General features: G+C 51.1%; 15 protein-coding genes and 1 pseudogene. All 16 read left to right on the forward strand.

Annotation, left to right across the window (positions count from 1 at the left end; genetic code table 11):
- The first annotated feature begins 75 nt into the window (after positions 1-75).
- The 16 genes and pseudogenes from HMPREF3139_RS05185 to nuoN all read left to right on the forward strand — a co-directional run bounded on the left by HMPREF3139_RS05185 (position 76) and on the right by nuoN (position 15846).
- Positions 76-432 carry an NADH-quinone oxidoreductase subunit A gene (locus HMPREF3139_RS05185; protein ID WP_003686600.1) on the forward strand — a complete coding sequence of 119 codons (357 nt, stop codon included), beginning with the start codon at positions 76-78 and terminating at the stop codon, positions 430-432.
- Complete coding sequence (locus tag HMPREF3139_RS05190) at positions 423-905, forward strand: NuoB/complex I 20 kDa subunit family protein (RefSeq protein WP_002215610.1); 483 nt, start codon at positions 423-425, stop codon at positions 903-905. The genes HMPREF3139_RS05185 and HMPREF3139_RS05190 overlap by 10 nt, the downstream gene beginning before the upstream one ends.
- A 12-nt stretch (positions 906-917) precedes the next feature.
- Positions 918-1511: an NADH-quinone oxidoreductase subunit C gene (locus HMPREF3139_RS05195; RefSeq protein WP_002216335.1), complete on the forward strand. Its 594-nt coding sequence runs from the start codon at positions 918-920 to the stop codon at positions 1509-1511.
- Positions 1501-2757 carry an NADH dehydrogenase (quinone) subunit D gene (gene nuoD / locus HMPREF3139_RS05200; protein ID WP_049332998.1) on the forward strand — a complete coding sequence of 419 codons (1257 nt, stop codon included), beginning with the start codon at positions 1501-1503 and terminating at the stop codon, positions 2755-2757. Before HMPREF3139_RS05195 ends, nuoD begins: the two co-directional genes overlap by 11 nt.
- A complete protein-coding gene (gene nuoE, locus HMPREF3139_RS05205; protein WP_004467713.1) occupies positions 2757-3230 on the forward strand; it encodes an NADH-quinone oxidoreductase subunit NuoE in 474 nt (157 codons plus the stop codon). The genes nuoD and nuoE overlap by 1 nt, the downstream gene beginning before the upstream one ends.
- A 94-nt stretch (positions 3231-3324) precedes the next feature.
- Entirely contained in the window at positions 3325-3909 is a 585-nt protein-coding gene (locus HMPREF3139_RS05210; protein ID WP_070461036.1) for an excalibur calcium-binding domain-containing protein, read from the forward strand.
- A 178-nt stretch (positions 3910-4087) separates the two neighbouring features.
- Entirely contained in the window at positions 4088-5383 is a 1296-nt protein-coding gene (gene nuoF / locus HMPREF3139_RS05215; protein WP_003686543.1) for an NADH-quinone oxidoreductase subunit NuoF, read from the forward strand.
- 59 nt (positions 5384-5442) lie between these two features.
- Positions 5443-7704 carry an NADH-quinone oxidoreductase subunit NuoG gene (nuoG, locus tag HMPREF3139_RS05220; protein ID WP_070461037.1) on the forward strand — a complete coding sequence of 754 codons (2262 nt, stop codon included), beginning with the start codon at positions 5443-5445 and terminating at the stop codon, positions 7702-7704.
- A gap of 2 nt (positions 7705-7706) precedes the next feature.
- Positions 7707-8783, forward strand: coding sequence for an NADH-quinone oxidoreductase subunit NuoH (gene nuoH / locus HMPREF3139_RS05225; RefSeq protein ID WP_002228932.1), 1077 nt, complete (start codon positions 7707-7709; stop codon positions 8781-8783).
- Between the two features lie 75 nt (positions 8784-8858).
- Positions 8859-9254, forward strand: a complete 396-nt coding sequence (locus tag HMPREF3139_RS05230; RefSeq protein ID WP_003676990.1) for a GFA family protein — start codon at positions 8859-8861, stop codon at positions 9252-9254.
- Positions 9255-9309: 55 nt separating this feature from the next.
- Positions 9310-9790 (forward strand): annotated as a pseudogene (nuoI, locus tag HMPREF3139_RS05235) (NADH-quinone oxidoreductase subunit NuoI).
- 11 nt (positions 9791-9801) lie between these two features.
- A complete protein-coding gene (locus HMPREF3139_RS05240) occupies positions 9802-10473 on the forward strand; it encodes an NADH-quinone oxidoreductase subunit J (RefSeq protein WP_003750564.1) in 672 nt (223 codons plus the stop codon).
- The gene (gene nuoK, locus HMPREF3139_RS05245; protein WP_003759427.1) at positions 10470-10775 is read left to right on the forward strand and encodes an NADH-quinone oxidoreductase subunit NuoK; all 306 of its coding nucleotides are present in this window, start codon (positions 10470-10472) and stop codon (positions 10773-10775) included. The genes HMPREF3139_RS05240 and nuoK overlap by 4 nt, the downstream gene beginning before the upstream one ends.
- A gap of 2 nt (positions 10776-10777) precedes the next feature.
- The gene (gene nuoL, locus HMPREF3139_RS05250) at positions 10778-12802 is read left to right on the forward strand and encodes an NADH-quinone oxidoreductase subunit L (RefSeq protein WP_070461039.1); all 2025 of its coding nucleotides are present in this window, start codon (positions 10778-10780) and stop codon (positions 12800-12802) included.
- 95 nt (positions 12803-12897) lie between these two features.
- On the forward strand, positions 12898-14394 hold the full coding sequence (locus HMPREF3139_RS05255; protein ID WP_070461043.1) for an NADH-quinone oxidoreductase subunit M: 1497 nt from the start codon (positions 12898-12900) through the stop codon (positions 14392-14394).
- 9 nt (positions 14395-14403) lie between these two features.
- Complete coding sequence (nuoN, locus tag HMPREF3139_RS05260; RefSeq protein WP_070461047.1) at positions 14404-15846, forward strand: NADH-quinone oxidoreductase subunit NuoN; 1443 nt, start codon at positions 14404-14406, stop codon at positions 15844-15846.
- Positions 15847-15899 lie beyond the last annotated feature (53 nt).

The raw sequence follows: 15899 nt of genomic DNA on the forward strand, positions 1-15899 counted from the left end.
TTAAATGGCTTTTGAAATTCGATAAAATGGTAACCTAATTTTTAAGATTTGTCTGTCAACCAGTTAGGTACGACCATGTTGGCCAGTTATTTTCCCGTCCTCGTATTCATCCTCGTCGGCCTTGCGGCCGGTGTGCTGTTTATTCTGCTCGGCACAATTTTAGGCCCGAAACGTCACTATGCCGAAAAAGACGCGGCTTACGAATGCGGTTTTGAAGCCTTTGAAAACGCAAGGATGAAGTTCGACGTGCGCTATTACCTCGTCGCCATCCTCTTCATCCTGTTTGATTTGGAGGTCGCGTTCATGTTGCCGTGGGCAGTTGTGTTCAAAGATTTGGGCGCGTACGGCTTTTGGTCTATGCTGGTGTTTATCGTCGTTCTGACGGTAGGCTTTATTTACGAATGGAAAAAAGGTGCGCTGGAATGGGAATAGAAGGCGTTTTGAAAAAAGGTTTCATCACCACCAGCGCGGATACGGTGTTGAACTATATGCGTACCGGTTCATTGTGGCCGGTTACTTTCGGCTTGGCCTGCTGCGCCGTGGAAATGATGCATGCGGGTATGGCGCGTTATGACCTTGACCGTTTCGGCATCATTTTCCGTCCGTCCCCACGTCAGGCCGACCTGATGATTGTGGCAGGTACGCTGACCAACAAAATGGCGCCAGCCCTGCGCCGCGTATACGACCAGCTCGCCGAGCCGCGCTGGGTGTTGTCTATGGGCTCGTGTGCCAACGGCGGCGGCTATTATCACTACTCTTATTCCGTTGTGCGCGGTGCCGACCGCGTCGTGCCGGTAGACGTTTATGTGCCGGGTTGTCCGCCGACTGCGGAAGCCTTGATTTACGGCCTGATTCAGCTCCAACAAAAAATCAAGCGCACTTCCACCATCGCGCGTGACGAGTAAGGAGAGGACGATATGGCAAGCATTCAAAACTTATATGAGACCGTTGTCGGCGTGCTTGGCGATCAGGCAAGCAAAGTCATTTCAGCTTTGGGCGAGATTACCGTCGAGTGTCTGCCCGAACACTATATTTCAGTCATGACCGCATTGCGCGACCATGAAGAGTTGCATTTCGAGCTTCTGGTCGACTTGTGCGGTGTCGATTACAGCACTTACAAAAACGAAGTATGGCAGGGCAAACGCTTTGCCGTCGTCAGTCAGTTGCTTTCCGTTAAAAATAATCAACGCATCCGCGTACGCGTTTGGGTTTCAGACGACGACTTTCCCGTAGTCGAATCCGTAGTCGATATTTACAACAGCGCGGATTGGTACGAACGCGAAGCCTTCGATATGTACGGCATCATGTTCAACAACCACCCGGACTTGCGCCGCATCCTGACCGATTACGGTTTCGTCGGACATCCGTTCCGCAAAGACTTCCCGATTTCCGGTTATGTCGAAATGCGTTACGACGAAGAGCAAAAACGCGTGATTTACCAACCTGTTACCATTGAGCCGCGCGAGATCACGCCGCGTATCGTCCGTGAGGAGAACTACGGTGGCCAATAAATTAAGAAACTACACCATCAACTTCGGCCCGCAACACCCTGCGGCGCACGGCGTATTGCGTATGATTTTGGAGTTGGAGGGCGAAACCATCGTCCGTGCCGACCCGCATATCGGCCTCCTGCACCGCGGTACTGAAAAACTGGCTGAAACCAAAACCTATCTGCAAGCCCTGCCCTATATGGACCGTTTGGACTACGTTTCCATGATGGTTAACGAGCAGGCGTATTGTTTGGCAGTAGAAAAACTTGCCGGTATCGATGTACCTATCCGCGCCCAATATATTCGCGTGATGTTTGCCGAAGTAACACGCATCCTCAATCACTTGATGGGCATCGGTTCGCACGCCTTCGACATTGGTGCGATGACCGCCATCCTTTACGCCTTCCGCGACCGCGAAGAGCTGATGGACTTGTACGAAGCCGTTTCCGGCGCGCGTATGCACGCAGCCTACTTCCGTCCCGGCGGCGTTTACCGCGACCTGCCCGACTTCATGCCCAAATACGAGAGCAGCAAATTCCGCAACGCCAAAGTATTGAAGCAGCTCAACGAATCCCGTGAAGGCACCATGCTCGACTTTATCGACGCCTTCTGCGAACGTTTCCCGAAAAACATCGACACACTCGAAACCCTCCTGACCGACAACCGTATTTGGAAACAGCGTACCGTCGGCATCGGCGTTGTCACCCCTGAGCGCGCCATGCAAAAAGGCTTTACCGGCGTTATGTTGCGCGGTTCCGGCGTGGAATGGGACGTGCGTAAGACACAGCCTTACGAAGTATACGACAAAATGGATTTCGACATCCCCGTCGGCGTCAACGGCGACTGCTACGACCGCTACCTCTGCCGTATGGAAGAAATGCGTCAATCCGTACGCATCATCAAACAATGTTCCGAGTGGTTGCGTGTCAATCCGGGTCCGGTCATTACCACAAACCACAAATTCGCTCCGCCCAAACGTACCGAAATGAAAACAGGTATGGAAGACCTGATTCACCATTTCAAACTCTTTACCGAAGGTATGCACGTTCCTGAGGGCGAGACCTACACCGCTGTCGAACATCCGAAAGGCGAGTTCGGCGTTTACATCATTTCAGACGGCGCAAACAAACCCTACCGCCTGAAAATCCGCGCACCCGGCTTTGCCCACCTGCAAGGCATGGATGAAATGGCAAAAGGCCACATGCTGGCCGACGTTGTTGCCATTATCGGTACGCAGGACATCGTATTCGGGGAGGTTGACCGATAATGTTATCCGCAGAATCCTTAAAACAAATTGATATTGAGTTGGCAAAATATCCTGCCGACCAACGCCGATCCGCTATTATGGGCGCATTGCGTATTGCCCAGACCGAAAAAGGCTGGCTCGCTCCCGAGACCATCGCCTTTGTCGCAGACTATATCGGCATCTCGCCTGCACAAGCCTACGAAGTCGCTACTTTCTACAATATGTACGACCTTGAGCCTGTCGGCAAATACAAACTGACCGTTTGTACCAACCTGCCCTGCGCCCTGCGCGGCGGTATGGCTACCGGCGAATACCTCAAACAAAAACTCGGTATCGGCTACGGCGAAACCACGCCCGACGGCAAGTTTACCCTTGTCGAAGGCGAATGCATGGGCGCATGTGGCGACGCACCGGTCATGCTGGTCAACAACCACAGCATGTGCAGCTTTATGACTGAAGAGGCGATTGAGAAAAAATTAGCAGAATTAGAATAGATCGTCGAACATATTAGGTTTGTAATCAAACTTACTAGTTATTCCGAAATTTTAAATTGTGATTTAAAAGTAACAATAAAAAGGGAAGCGGTTAATGAAAGGGATAATTGTTAAGTGGGATGATGAAAAAGGTTATGGTTTTATACGGATAGATGGTAGTAAACAAGAAATTTTCTGCCATATTTCTGACTTTTTCCAAAGAAGTCCACGTCCTGAACTTAATGAGGTGGTTGGCTTTGAAGTATCTTCTAACGGAAAAGGAAAAAACGTTGCTAAACAGATTCGTTACTTGAGTCGTGAGGCAAGAGATTTTAAGCGGAATCATAACCATCGTTCGAGGGCAAAGAAAAAATCATTTTTTGCCTTAGATACGTCGTCTTCCATATTGACGAAATTGGTAGGGTTGGCACTTTTCGGGTTAATTGGTTATCAGATATATCAATTCGCTGCAGCAAAATTAGTCCCTAAACAAACTAATGCACCAGTAGAGCTTAATGATCCAGCTGCGATACAAGCTAAAAAAAGCAATAGTAATAAATATCGTTGTGATGGCAGGCAATATTGTTCTCAGATGGTGTCATGCGAAGAGGCCAAATGGTTTTTACAGAATTGTTCTGATACCAAAATGGATGGTGATGGTGATGGTATTCCATGTGAAGATAAATGCGGTGGATGGTAATACTTCAGCAAAGCAGGCTAGGTCTACAACCATGAAAACGAAACACAAGGTCGTCTGAAATATCAATTTTATAAACCAATATTTTTATTTAGTCGGCATGTAATCGATATACAAAAGTATATTAGGCCGTCTGAAACAACGGCTGCAACTTATACGAAAACGAACAGGCACACCAAAAATGGCTATTTACCAATCAGGCGTGATTTTTGACCAAGTGGATACCGCCAATCCCGATTGCTGGACATTGGACGAATACGTCAAACGTGGCGGTTATACCGCCCTGCGTAAAATCCTGTCCGAAAACATCTCGCAAACCGATGTGATTGACGAAGTCAAAACCTCTGGCTTGCGCGGTCGTGGCGGTGCGGGTTTCCCGACCGGTTTAAAATGGAGCTTTATGCCCCGTTCCTTCCCGGGCGAAAAATATGTGGTTTGTAACACCGACGAAGGCGAGCCGGGTACATTTAAAGACCGCGACATCATCATGTTCAATCCTCATGCCCTGATTGAAGGCATGATTATTGCCGGTTACGCGATGGGTGCGAAAGCCGGCTACAACTACATCCACGGCGAAATTTTCGAAGGCTACCAACGTTTTGAAGCCGCTTTGGAGCAGGCGCGTGCCGCAGGCTTTTTGGGTAAAAATATTTTGGGTTCGGATTTTGAATTTGAACTCTTCGCCCACCACGGCTACGGCGCATATATTTGCGGCGAAGAAACCGCATTGCTCGAATCGCTGGAAGGCAAAAAAGGCCAGCCGCGCTTTAAGCCGCCATTCCCTGCTTCGTTCGGCCTGTACGGCAAACCGACCACCATCAACAATACCGAAACGTTCTCCTCCGTCCCCTTCATTATCCGTGACGGCGGACAGGCATTTGCCGATAAAGGTATTCCGAATGCAGGCGGTACCAAATTGTTCTGTATTTCCGGTCATGTCGAGCGTCCGGGCAACTATGAAGTGCCATTGGGTACACCGTTTGCCGAAGTCCTGAAAATGGCGGGCGGTATGCGCGGCGGTAAAAAACTCAAGGCCGTTATTCCCGGCGGTTCGTCCGCGCCAGTTTTGCCTGCCGATATCATGATGCAGACCAATATGGACTATGACTCGATTTCCAAAGCCGGCTCGATGCTGGGTTCCGGCGCGATTATCGTCATGGACGAAGACGTGTGCATGGTGAAAGCCCTTGAGCGCCTGAGCTACTTCTACTACGACGAGTCTTGCGGCCAATGTACGCCTTGTCGTGAAGGTACGGGCTGGCTTTACCGCATCGTCCACCGCATCGTAGAAGGCAAAGGCCGCATGGAAGACTTGGATTTGCTGGATTCTGTCGGTAACCAAATGGCAGGCCGCACCATCTGCGCCCTTGCCGATGCCGCCGTCTTCCCTGTCCGCAGCTTTACCAAGCATTTCCGTGATGAGTTTGTGCATTACATCGAACACGGCGGACCGATGAAACCGAATAAGTGGTGCTAAGTTTTTCAGACGGCCTCTAAAAGAATTATTTATTAAATACACGTAACTAGGAACGAACCATGTTACAAATCGAAATCGACGGCAAACAGGTATCTGTGGAGCAGGGCGCGACGGTGATTGAAGCCGCGCACAAGCTCGGTACTTATATCCCGCATTTCTGTTACCACAAAAAACTTTCCATCGCCGCCAACTGCCGTATGTGTTTGGTGGACGTGGAAAAAGCCCCCAAACCCCTGCCCGCCTGTGCCACGCCGGTTACAGACGGCATGATTGTGCGTACGCATTCGGCAAAAGCCCGAGAGGCTCAAGAAGGCGTGATGGAGTTCTTGCTCATCAACCATCCGCTTGACTGTCCGACCTGCGACCAAGGCGGCGAATGCCAGTTGCAGGATTTGGCGATGGGCTACGGCAAAACCACCAGCCGTTATACTGAAGAAAAACGTTCCGTCGTCGGCAAGGACATGGGGCCTTTGGTTTCCGCCGAGGAAATGAGCCGTTGTATCCACTGTACCCGTTGCGTTCGTTTCACTGAAGAAATCGCCGGCGTGCAAGAAATCGCTATGGCCAACCGCGGCGAACATTCCGAGATCATGCCTTTTATCGGCAAAGCGGTGGAAACCGAATTGTCAGGCAACGTCATCGATTTGTGTCCTGTCGGCGCATTGACCAGCAAACCGTTCCGCTTCAACGCGCGTACTTGGGAGCTAAACCGCCGCAAATCCGTTTCCGCCCATGATGCTTTGGGCAGCAATCTGATTGTACAAACCAAAGACCATACCGTCCGCCGCGTATTGCCGTTGGAAAATGAAGCGATTAACGAATGCTGGCTGTCCGACCGCGACCGTTTTGCCTACGAAGGCCTGTATCACGAAAGCCGTCTGAAAAACCCGAAAATCAAACAGGGCGGCGAGTGGATGGACGTGGATTGGAAAACCGCGTTGGAATATGTCCGCAGCGCGATTGAATGTATCGCCAAAGACGGCAACCAAAACCAAGTTGGCGTTTGGGCCAATCCGATGAATACGGTTGAAGAGCTGTATCTGGCGAAAAAACTCGCCGACGGCTTGGGTGTTAAAAACTTTGCCACCCGTTTGCGCCAACAAGACAAACGTCTTTCAGACGGCCTTAAAGGTGCGCAATGGTTGGGACAAAGTATCGAATCTTTGGCTGACAACGATTCCGTATTGGTAGTCGGCGCGAACTTGCGCAAAGAACAGCCGCTCCTGACTGCCCGCCTGCGCCGCGCCGCCAAAGACCGTATGGCCTTGAGCGTATTGGCCAGCAGTAAAGAAGAATTGTTTATGCTGCTCCTGTCTCAGGAAGCCGCACATCCCGACGAGTGGGCAGGCCGTCTGAAAAAACTGTCTGCCAATGCGGAACATGCCGTTACCGCCAGCCTGAAAAACGCTGAAAAAGCAGCGGTTATTTTGGGCGCGGAAGTGCAAAACCATCCTGATTACGCCGCCATTTATGCCGCCGCGCAAGAGCTGGCAGACGCGACCGGCGCAGTGCTGGGCATTTTGCCACAAGCCGCCAACAGCGTTGGTGCGGACGTATTAGGTGTGAACTCTGGCGAGAGCGTTGCCGAAATGGCAAGCGCACCGAAACAGGCAGTCTTGCTGCTCAACGTCGAGCCGGAAATTGATACGGCGGACGGTACAAAAGCCGTAGCCGCGTTGAAACAGGCGAAAAGCGTGATGGCGTTTACACCGTTTGTCAGCGAAACGCTGCTGGACGTGTGCGACGTATTGTTGCCGATTGCGCCGTTTACCGAAACATCAGGCAGCTTCATCAATATGGAAGGCCGTCTGCAATCTTTCCACGGCGTGGTACAAGGCTTCGGCGATTCGCGTCCGATGTGGAAAGTGTTGCGCGTATTGGGCAACCTGTTTGACCTGAAAGGTTTTGAATACCACGATACCGCTGCGATTCTGAAAGATGCGCTGGATGCAGAAAGCCTGCCGTCTAAACTGGACAACCGCAGCACATGGACAGAGGAGGGCGTTCAGACGGCCTCAGATCGTCTCGTCCGTGTCGGCGGCGTCGGTATTTATCACACTGATTCTATCGTGCGCCGTTCCGCACCGTTGCAAGAAACCAGCCATGCCGCCGTGCCTGCCGCGCGTGTGAATCCGAACACTTTGGCGCGCTTAGGCCTGCAAGACGGACAAACTGCTATCGCCAAACAAAACGGCGCAAGCGTATCGGTTGCTGTCAAAGCCGATGCCGGTTTGCCTGAAAACGTGGTGCATCTGCCGCTGCATACCGAAAATGCCGCGCTGGGTGCGTTGATGGACACTATTGAACTGGCGGGAGCTTGATCATGCAAGAATGGTTCCAAAACCTCTTTGCCGCAACGCTCGGTCTGGGCGATTTGGGTATCACCGTAGGTTTGGTGGTATCCGTCATCGTCAAAATCGTGATTATCCTGATTCCGCTGATTCTGACCGTTGCCTACCTGACGTATTTCGAGCGTAAAGTCATCGGCTTTATGCAGCTTCGCGTCGGCCCGAACGTAACCGGCCCGTGGGGTCTGATTCAGCCGTTTGCCGACGTGTTTAAACTCTTGTTTAAAGAGGTAACCCGTCCGAAGTTGTCAAACAAAGCCCTGTTCTACATCGGCCCGATTATGTCGCTTGCCCCGTCTTTCGCGGCGTGGGCAGTGATTCCGTTCAACGAAGAATGGGTGTTGACCAACATCAATATCGGCCTTTTGTACATCCTGATGATTACCTCGCTGTCGGTTTATGGCGTGATCATCGCGGGCTGGGCTTCCAACTCCAAATATTCGTTCTTGGGCGCAATGCGCGCTTCCGCACAAAGCATTTCCTACGAGATTGCCATGAGTGCCGCGCTGGTGTGCGTCGTGATGGTATCGGGCAGCATGAACTTCTCCGACATCGTTGCCGCACAGGCAAAAGGCATCGCGGGCGGTTCCGTGTTCTCGTGGAACTGGCTGCCGCTCTTCCCAATCTTCATCGTCTATCTGATTTCCGCCGTTGCCGAAACCAACCGCGCACCGTTTGACGTAGCAGAGGGCGAGTCCGAAATCGTTGCCGGACACCACGTCGAATATTCCGGCTTCGCATTCGCGCTGTTCTTCCTTGCCGAATACATTTTCATGATTCTGATTGCCGCTCTGACATCGCTGATGTTCCTCGGCGGCTGGTTGTCTCCGTTCCCGCAAAGCTGGGGCTTTATCGGTACGCCTTCCGCATTCTGGATGTTTGTGAAAATGGCGGCGGTTCTGTACTGGTATCTGTGGATCCGTGCAACTTTCCCACGCTACCGTTACGACCAAATCATGCGTTTGGGCTGGAAAGTGCTGATTCCGATCGGCTTCGCCTACATCGTGGTTTTGGGTGTGTGGATGATTTCACCGCTGAATTTGTGGAAATAGGGCAGGGAGGCCGTCTGAAAGTTTTCAGGTAGCCTGAACCCCAAATTTTTAACCGTTTCAAACCGAGAGAAACCGATGAAAGCTCAATGCCTGTGCGGCGCAGTATCACTGGAAACCGCCGAAAACCGCGAACTCCACGCCTGCCATTGCGGGAAATGCCGCACATGGGGCAGCGGCGCGTCTTTTACTTTGGCCGCCCGGTCGCCCGAAATCACAGGCAGCGAGCACATCGCGCATTATCAGTCGTCCGAATGGGCGCAACGCTGTTTTTGCAAACACTGCGGCACACACCTGTTTGTGCAGGTTGGCAACGATTATTACATCAACGCCGGGCTGTTTGCCGACAACGCGGGCTTTGAAACTACCTCACAAATCTTTATTGATTGCAAAGCTCCGTATTATGACTTGGCCAACGATACCCCGAAGCTGACCGAAGCCGAGTTTTTAGAAATGGTGGGCGCGGCAGGTTAAAAAAACCGCTTTCAGACGGCCTGTAAACAGAACAATCCGAAAAGAGCATCCGAAAATGGCTAATTTAGTAAAAACCTTCCTGCTGGGCGAATTGGTGAAAGGCATGGGCGTAACGCTCAAAAACTTCTTCGCCCGCAAAGACACGATTTACTTCCCCGAAGAAAAAACGCCGCAATCCGTGCGTTTCCGCGGCCTGGCACGCGCAACGCCGTTATCCGAACGGCGAAGAGCGCTGTATTGCGTGTAAATTGTGCGAGGCAGTTTGTCCAGCAATGGCGATTAACATTGAATCGGAAGAACGCGAAGACGGCACCCGCCGCACCAAGCGTTACGACATCGACCTGACCAAGTGTATCTTCTGCGGTTTCTGCGAAGAGGCCTGCCCGACCGATGCGATTGTAGAAACCCATATTTTTGAATACCACGGCGAGAAAAAAGGCGACTTGCACATGACCAAGCCGATTCTTTTGGCCATTGGCGACAAATACGAAGCTGAAATCGCCAAACGCAAAGCCGCTGACGCGCCGTATCGTTAAGGAGCAGACGAATGACTTTTTCTGCGATTCTGTTCTATATTCTTGCCGCTATCGTTTTGTACGGTGCGGTTCGTACCGTCACCGCTAAAAACCCTGTTCACGCCGCTTTGCATCTGGTGCTGACCTTCTGCGTGAGCGCGATGCTTTGGATGCTGATGCAGGCCGAATTCTTGGGCGTGACGCTGGTGGTGGTTTACGTCGGCGCCGTGATGGTGTTGTTCTTGTTCGTTGTAATGATGTTGAACATCGACATTGAAGAAATGCGCGCCGGTTTCTGGCGTCATGCGCCTGTTGCCGGTGTGGTCGGCACATTGTTGGCAGTTGCCCTGATTCTGATTCTGGTCAACCCAAAAACCGACCTTGCCGCATTTGGTCTGATGAAAGACATTCCGGCCGATTACAACAATATCCGCGATTTGGGCAGCCGTATTTATACCGACTATCTGTTGCCGTTTGAATTGGCGGCGGTATTGCTGCTGTTGGGTATGGTGGCCGCGATTGCGCTGGTTCACCGTAAAACCACCAATCCGAAACGCATGGATCCTGCCGACCAAGTTAAAGTACGTGCCGACCAGGGCCGTATGCGTCTGGTGAAAATGGAAGCGGTCAAACCGCAAGTCGAATCTGCCGAAGAAAGCGAAGTTTCAGACGGCCTCAAGCCGGAAGGGGAGGGCAAAGCATGATTACCTTGACGCATTATTTGGTATTGGGCGCGCTCCTGTTCGGTATCAGCGCAATGGGTATCTTCATGAACCGCAAAAACGTGCTGGTATTGCTGATGTCCATCGAGCTGATGCTTTTGGCGGTGAACTTCAACTTTATCGCCTTTTCGCAGCATCTGGGCGATACCGCCGGACAGATTTTCGTATTCTTCGTATTGACCGTCGCCGCTGCCGAATCCGCCATCGGTTTGGCGATTATGGTATTGGTGTACCGTAACAGAAAAACAATCAACGTTGCCGATTTGGATGAGTTGAAAGGGTAATCATGAACGATATGACTTTATATTTGATAATTGCCCTTGTACCTTTGGCAGGCTCGCTGATTGCGGGTTTATTCGGCAACAAAATCGGACGTGCCGGTGCGCATACCGTAACAATACTCGGTGTGGCGGTGTCTGCCGTGCTGTCGGCTTATGTGCTGTGGGGATTCCTCAATGGCAGCCGTGCCAAGTTTGACGAGAACGTCTATACCTGGCTGACAATGGGCGGTTTAGATTTCTCCGTCGGCTTCTTGGTCGATACGATGACGGCGATGATGATGGTCGTGGTCACCGGCGTATCGCTGATGGTGCATATCTATACCATCGGCTATATGCATGATGAAAAAGTCGGTTACCAACGCTTCTTCAGCTATATTTCTTTGTTTACTTTCAGCATGTTGATGCTGATTATGAGCAACAACTTCATCCAGCTCTTCTTCGGCTGGGAAGCTGTGGGCTTGGTGTCGTATCTCTTGATCGGTTTCTATTTCAAACGTCCGAGCGCAACATTTGCCAACCTGAAAGCCTTTTTGATCAACCGTGTCGGCGACTTCGGCTTTTTGCTCGGTATCGGCTTGGTGCTTGCCTATTTCGGCGGCAGCCTGCGCTATCAAGATGTATTCGCTTATCTGCCTAATGTTCAGACGGCAACTATCCAACTGTTCCCCGGTGTGGAATGGTCTTTGATTACTGTAACCTGTTTACTCCTGTTTGTCGGTGCGATGGGTAAATCTGCACAGTTCCCGCTGCATGTCTGGCTGCCTGATTCGATGGAAGGCCCGACTCCGATTTCTGCATTGATTCACGCCGCAACCATGGTTACCGCCGGTCTGTTCATGGTATCGCGTATGTCGCCGATTTATGAGATGAGCAGCACTGCGCTGTCAGTAATCATGGTGATTGGTGCGATTACCGCCCTGTTTATGGGCTTCTTGGGCGTGATTCAAAACGACATCAAACGTGTGGTTGCGTATTCTACCCTGTCGCAACTGGGCTATATGACCGTGGCTCTGGGCGCGTCTGCCTATTCCGTGGCGATGTTCCATGTGATGACCCACGCTTTCTTTAAAGCCTTGTTGTTCTTGGCCGCAGGTAGCGCGATTATCGGTATGCACCACGACCAAGATATGCGCCACATGGGTAACCTGAAAAAATACATGCCGATTACTTGGCTGACCATGTTGATCGGTAACTTGTCGCTGATCGGTACGCCGTTCTTCTCCGGCTTCTATTCCAAAGATTCGATTATCGAAGCGGCGAAATACAGCACCCTGCCGGGCAGCGGCTTTGCTTATTTTGCCGTCCTCGCCAGCGTGTTCGTTACCGCGTTTTACGCATTCCGCCAATACTTTATGGTGTTCCACGGCGAAGAGAAATGGCGCAGCCTGCCTGAGCATCATGACGATCATCATGGCGAAGAGCATCACGGCTTGGGTAAAAATGACAATCCGCACGAAAGCCCGTTGGTTGTTACCCTGCCTTTGATTTTGCTTGCCATTCCGTCCGTCATCATCGGCTACGTTGCCATCGAGCCTATGCTTTACGGCGATTTCTTCAAAGACGTGATTTTTGTTAATGCCGACGCGCATCCGACTATGCACATCATGAAGGAAGAGTTCCACGGCGCATTGGCAATGGTGTCACACAGCCTGCATTCGCCTGTACTCTACCTTGCTATCGCAGGTGTCTTAAGCGCATGGCTCCTGTACGTCAAACTGCCGCACCTGCCAGCGAAAATTGCACAGGCGTTCCGTCCGATTTACGTTTTGTTTGAAAACAAATACTACCTCGACGCCCTGTATTTCAACGTCTTCGCTAAAGGCACGCGCGCATTGGGTACCTTCTTCTGGAAAGTCGGCGATACCGCCATTATCGACAACGGTATTGTCAACGGCTCCGCCAAACTGGTCGGCGCGATTGCTGCGCAAGTGCGTAAAGCCCAAACCGGCTTTATCTACACCTACGCCGCTGCTATGGTATTCGGCGTATTGGTACTGCTCGGCATGACCTTCTGGGGATTGTTCCGATAAGAATAAGGTTTCAGACGGTCTTAAACCTTCAGGCCGTCTGAAACGAAGAAATATCCACATAAACACATTTTTATTTTAACCACAGGTTAACCACTATGTTTTCCAACTACCTACTCAGCTTGGCAATATGGATACCCATCGCCGCAGGTGTGCTGGTTTTGGCGACCGGTAAAGACAGCCGTGCGCCGCTGGCGCGTGTGCTTGCCTTCATGGGTGCGCTTGCCGGTTTCTTGGTAACGCTGCCCCTGTTTACCGGTTTCGACCGTTTGAGCGGCGGCTATCAGTTTACCGAGTTCCACGAGTGGATTCCGCTTCTGAAAATCAACTACGCATTGGGTGTAGATGGTATTTCAGTGCTCTTTATCATCTTGAATGCGTTTATTACGCTGTTGGTGGTATTGGCCGGTTGGGAAGTCATTCAGAAACGTCCGGCGCAGTATATGGCGGCATTCCTGATGATGTCGGGTTTGATTAACGGCGCGTTTGCTGCGCAGGATGCAATTCTGTTTTATGTGTTCTTCGAGGGTATGCTGATTCCGCTGTACCTGATTATCGGTGTATGGGGCGGCCCGCGCCGCGTCTATGCTTCGGTCAAGCTGTTCCTCTATACGCTGATGGGTTCGCTCTTGATGCTGGTTGCCATGGTTTACCTGTACTATCAAACAGGCAGCTTCTCTATTGTCGATTTCCAAAACATCAAACAGATTCCGTTGGGCGTACAACAGCTTTTGTTTGTGGCATTCTTCCTGTCATTTGCCGTAAAAGTGCCGATGTTCCCTGTGCACACTTGGTTGCCGGATGCCCACGTTGAAGCGCCGACTGGCGGTTCGATGGTATTGGCGGCAATTACGCTGAAACTGGGTGCATATGGTTTCTTGCGCTTTATCCTGCCGATTATGCCGGATGCGGCACGCTATTTTGCCCCCGTGATCATCGTATTGAGCCTAATTGCCGTGATTTACATCGGTATGGTGGCTTTGGTGCAAACCGATATGAAAAAACTGGTGGCGTACTCTTCCATCAGCCATATGGGTTTTGTCACTTTGGGTATGTTCCTGTTTGTGAACGGCCAATTGAATGACTGGGCATTGAAAGGTGCAATCATTCAAATGATTTCCCACGGTTTTGTGTCTGCCGCGATGTTTATGTGTATCGGTGTGATGTACGACCGCCTGCATACCCGCAATATTGCCGATTATGGCGGCGTGGTCAATGTGATGCCTAAGTTTGCGGCGTTTATGATGTTGTTCGGTATGGCCAATGCCGGTTTGCCTGCGACTTCCGGCTTCGTGGGCGAGTTTATGGTGATTATGGGCGCGGTTAAAGTGAATTTCTGGGTAGGCGCACTGGCTGCTATGACCCTGATTTACGGTGCGTCTTATACCCTGTGGATGTACAAACGCGTTATTTTTGGTGCGATCCACAATCCGCACGTTGCCGAAATGAAAGATATCAATTGCCGCGAATTTGCGATTTTGGCGATTTTGGCGGTTGCTGTATTGGGCATGGGTCTGTATCCGCAAGCGTTTATCGAAGTGGTGCATCAAGCGGCAAACGATTTGATTGCCCATGTGGCACAAAGCAAGATTTGAGGTGTGTAAATGAACTGGTCTGATTTGAATTTAATGCCCGCCATGCCCGAAATCGTGCTGCTTGCGCTATTGGGTGTCGTATTGCTGGCAGACTTGTGGATTTGCGATAAAAACCGCTATCTGACCCATCTGATGAGTTTGGGAACGGTCATCATCGTGGCCGTTACCCAGTTGGCGGTATGGGAGCAGGGCAGTGTCGATGCCTTTCACGGTATGTATATTGCAGACGGCATGTCCCGTTTGGCAAAACTGGTGCTGTATGCACTGACGTTTGGTCTGTTTATTTACAGTAAACCGTACAACCAAGACCGCCAAATTTTTAAAGGCGAGTTTTACACCCTGTCGCTGTTTGCCCTGTTGGGTATGATCGTCATGGTCAGCTCGGCACATTTCTTGACTGCGTATATCGGTTTGGAATTGTTGTCTTTGTCGCTGTACGCCATGATTGCCCTGCGCCGCGATTCCGGCCGCTCTGCCGAGGCCGCGCTGAAATACTTCGTATTGGGCGCGTTGGCCTCCGGCTTGCTGCTCTATGGTATTTCCATGGTTTACGGTGCCACCGGTTCCCTTGATTTTGCTTCCGTCTTGGCTTCTGCTTTCAATGAGCAGGCTAATGAATGGTTGTTGAAATTGGGTATGGTGTTTATTGTGGTCGCCATTGCATTTAAATTGGGTGCGGTTCCATTCCATATGTGGGTACCCGATGTGTACGATGGCGCGCCGACCTCTGTTACCGCCTTTGTGGGTACAGCTCCGAAAATTGCCGCTGTTGTCTTTGCGTTCCGTATCCTTGTTACCGGTATGGGTACCATACATTCAGACTGGGCGCCGATGTTGGCCATCCTTGCCGTTGCTTCTTTGGTGATCGGTAACCTTGCCGCCATCATGCAAACCAATATCAAACGTATGCTTGCCTATTCTACCGTATCGCACATGGGCTTTATCCTGTTGGCTTTTATGGCAGGCGCGGTCGGCTTTACCGCAGGTTTGTATTACGCCATTACCTATGCTTTGATGGCGGCAGTCAGCTTCGGTGTTTTGATGGTATTGTCCACCAAAGACATTGAGTGTGAAGACATCAAAGACCTCGCAGGCCTTAACCAACGCCATGCATGGTTTGCCTTCCTGATGTTGCTGTCTATGTTCTCCATGGCGGGTATTCCGCCGCTGATGGGTTTTTACGCCAAATTCGGCGTGATTATGGCACTCTTGAAACAAGGCCATGTTTGGTTGTCCGTATTTGCCGTCATCATGTCGCTGATTGGTGCGTTCTACTACCTGCGCGTGGTCAAAGTTATCTACTTCGATGCTCCTGACCATGACCAGCCGGTCGGCAGCAACTATGCCGCCAAATTTGTCCTGACGGTCAATGCCTTCCTGCTGCTCCTGTGGGGTATCATGCCGCAAACCGTTATCGACTGGTGTGCCAAAGCATTGGAAAATACCCTGTAAGCTTTAAACAAAACCAACGGCGGCTGTTCCAAAGTCGCCGTTTTTGTTAGGAT

Origin of the sequence: Neisseria sp. HMSC15G01, assembly GCF_001808255.1 — a bacterium.
Lineage (GTDB): Bacteria > Pseudomonadota > Gammaproteobacteria > Burkholderiales > Neisseriaceae > Neisseria > Neisseria subflava_A.

Excerpts from the sequence above, each read along its gene's own strand:
- HMPREF3139_RS05185 (WP_003686600.1), top strand. The coding sequence starts at position 76 with ATGTTGGCCAGTTATTTTCCCGTCCTCGTATTCATCCTCGTCGGCCTT.
- HMPREF3139_RS05190 (WP_002215610.1), top strand. The coding sequence starts at position 423 with ATGGGAATAGAAGGCGTTTTGAAAAAAGGTTTCATCACCACCAGCGCG.
- HMPREF3139_RS05195 (WP_002216335.1), top strand. The coding sequence starts at position 918 with ATGGCAAGCATTCAAAACTTATATGAGACCGTTGTCGGCGTGCTTGGC.
- nuoE (WP_004467713.1), top strand. The coding sequence starts at position 2,757 with ATGTTATCCGCAGAATCCTTAAAACAAATTGATATTGAGTTGGCAAAA.
- HMPREF3139_RS05210 (WP_070461036.1), top strand. The coding sequence starts at position 3,325 with ATGAAAGGGATAATTGTTAAGTGGGATGATGAAAAAGGTTATGGTTTT.
- nuoF (WP_003686543.1), top strand. The coding sequence starts at position 4,088 with ATGGCTATTTACCAATCAGGCGTGATTTTTGACCAAGTGGATACCGCC.
- nuoG (WP_070461037.1), top strand. The coding sequence starts at position 5,443 with ATGTTACAAATCGAAATCGACGGCAAACAGGTATCTGTGGAGCAGGGC.
- nuoH (WP_002228932.1), top strand. The coding sequence starts at position 7,707 with ATGCAAGAATGGTTCCAAAACCTCTTTGCCGCAACGCTCGGTCTGGGC.
- HMPREF3139_RS05230 (WP_003676990.1), top strand. The coding sequence starts at position 8,859 with ATGAAAGCTCAATGCCTGTGCGGCGCAGTATCACTGGAAACCGCCGAA.
- HMPREF3139_RS05240 (WP_003750564.1), top strand. The coding sequence starts at position 9,802 with ATGACTTTTTCTGCGATTCTGTTCTATATTCTTGCCGCTATCGTTTTG.
- nuoK (WP_003759427.1), top strand. The coding sequence starts at position 10,470 with ATGATTACCTTGACGCATTATTTGGTATTGGGCGCGCTCCTGTTCGGT.
- nuoL (WP_070461039.1), top strand. The coding sequence starts at position 10,778 with ATGAACGATATGACTTTATATTTGATAATTGCCCTTGTACCTTTGGCA.
- HMPREF3139_RS05255 (WP_070461043.1), top strand. The coding sequence starts at position 12,898 with ATGTTTTCCAACTACCTACTCAGCTTGGCAATATGGATACCCATCGCC.
- nuoN (WP_070461047.1), top strand. The coding sequence starts at position 14,404 with ATGAACTGGTCTGATTTGAATTTAATGCCCGCCATGCCCGAAATCGTG.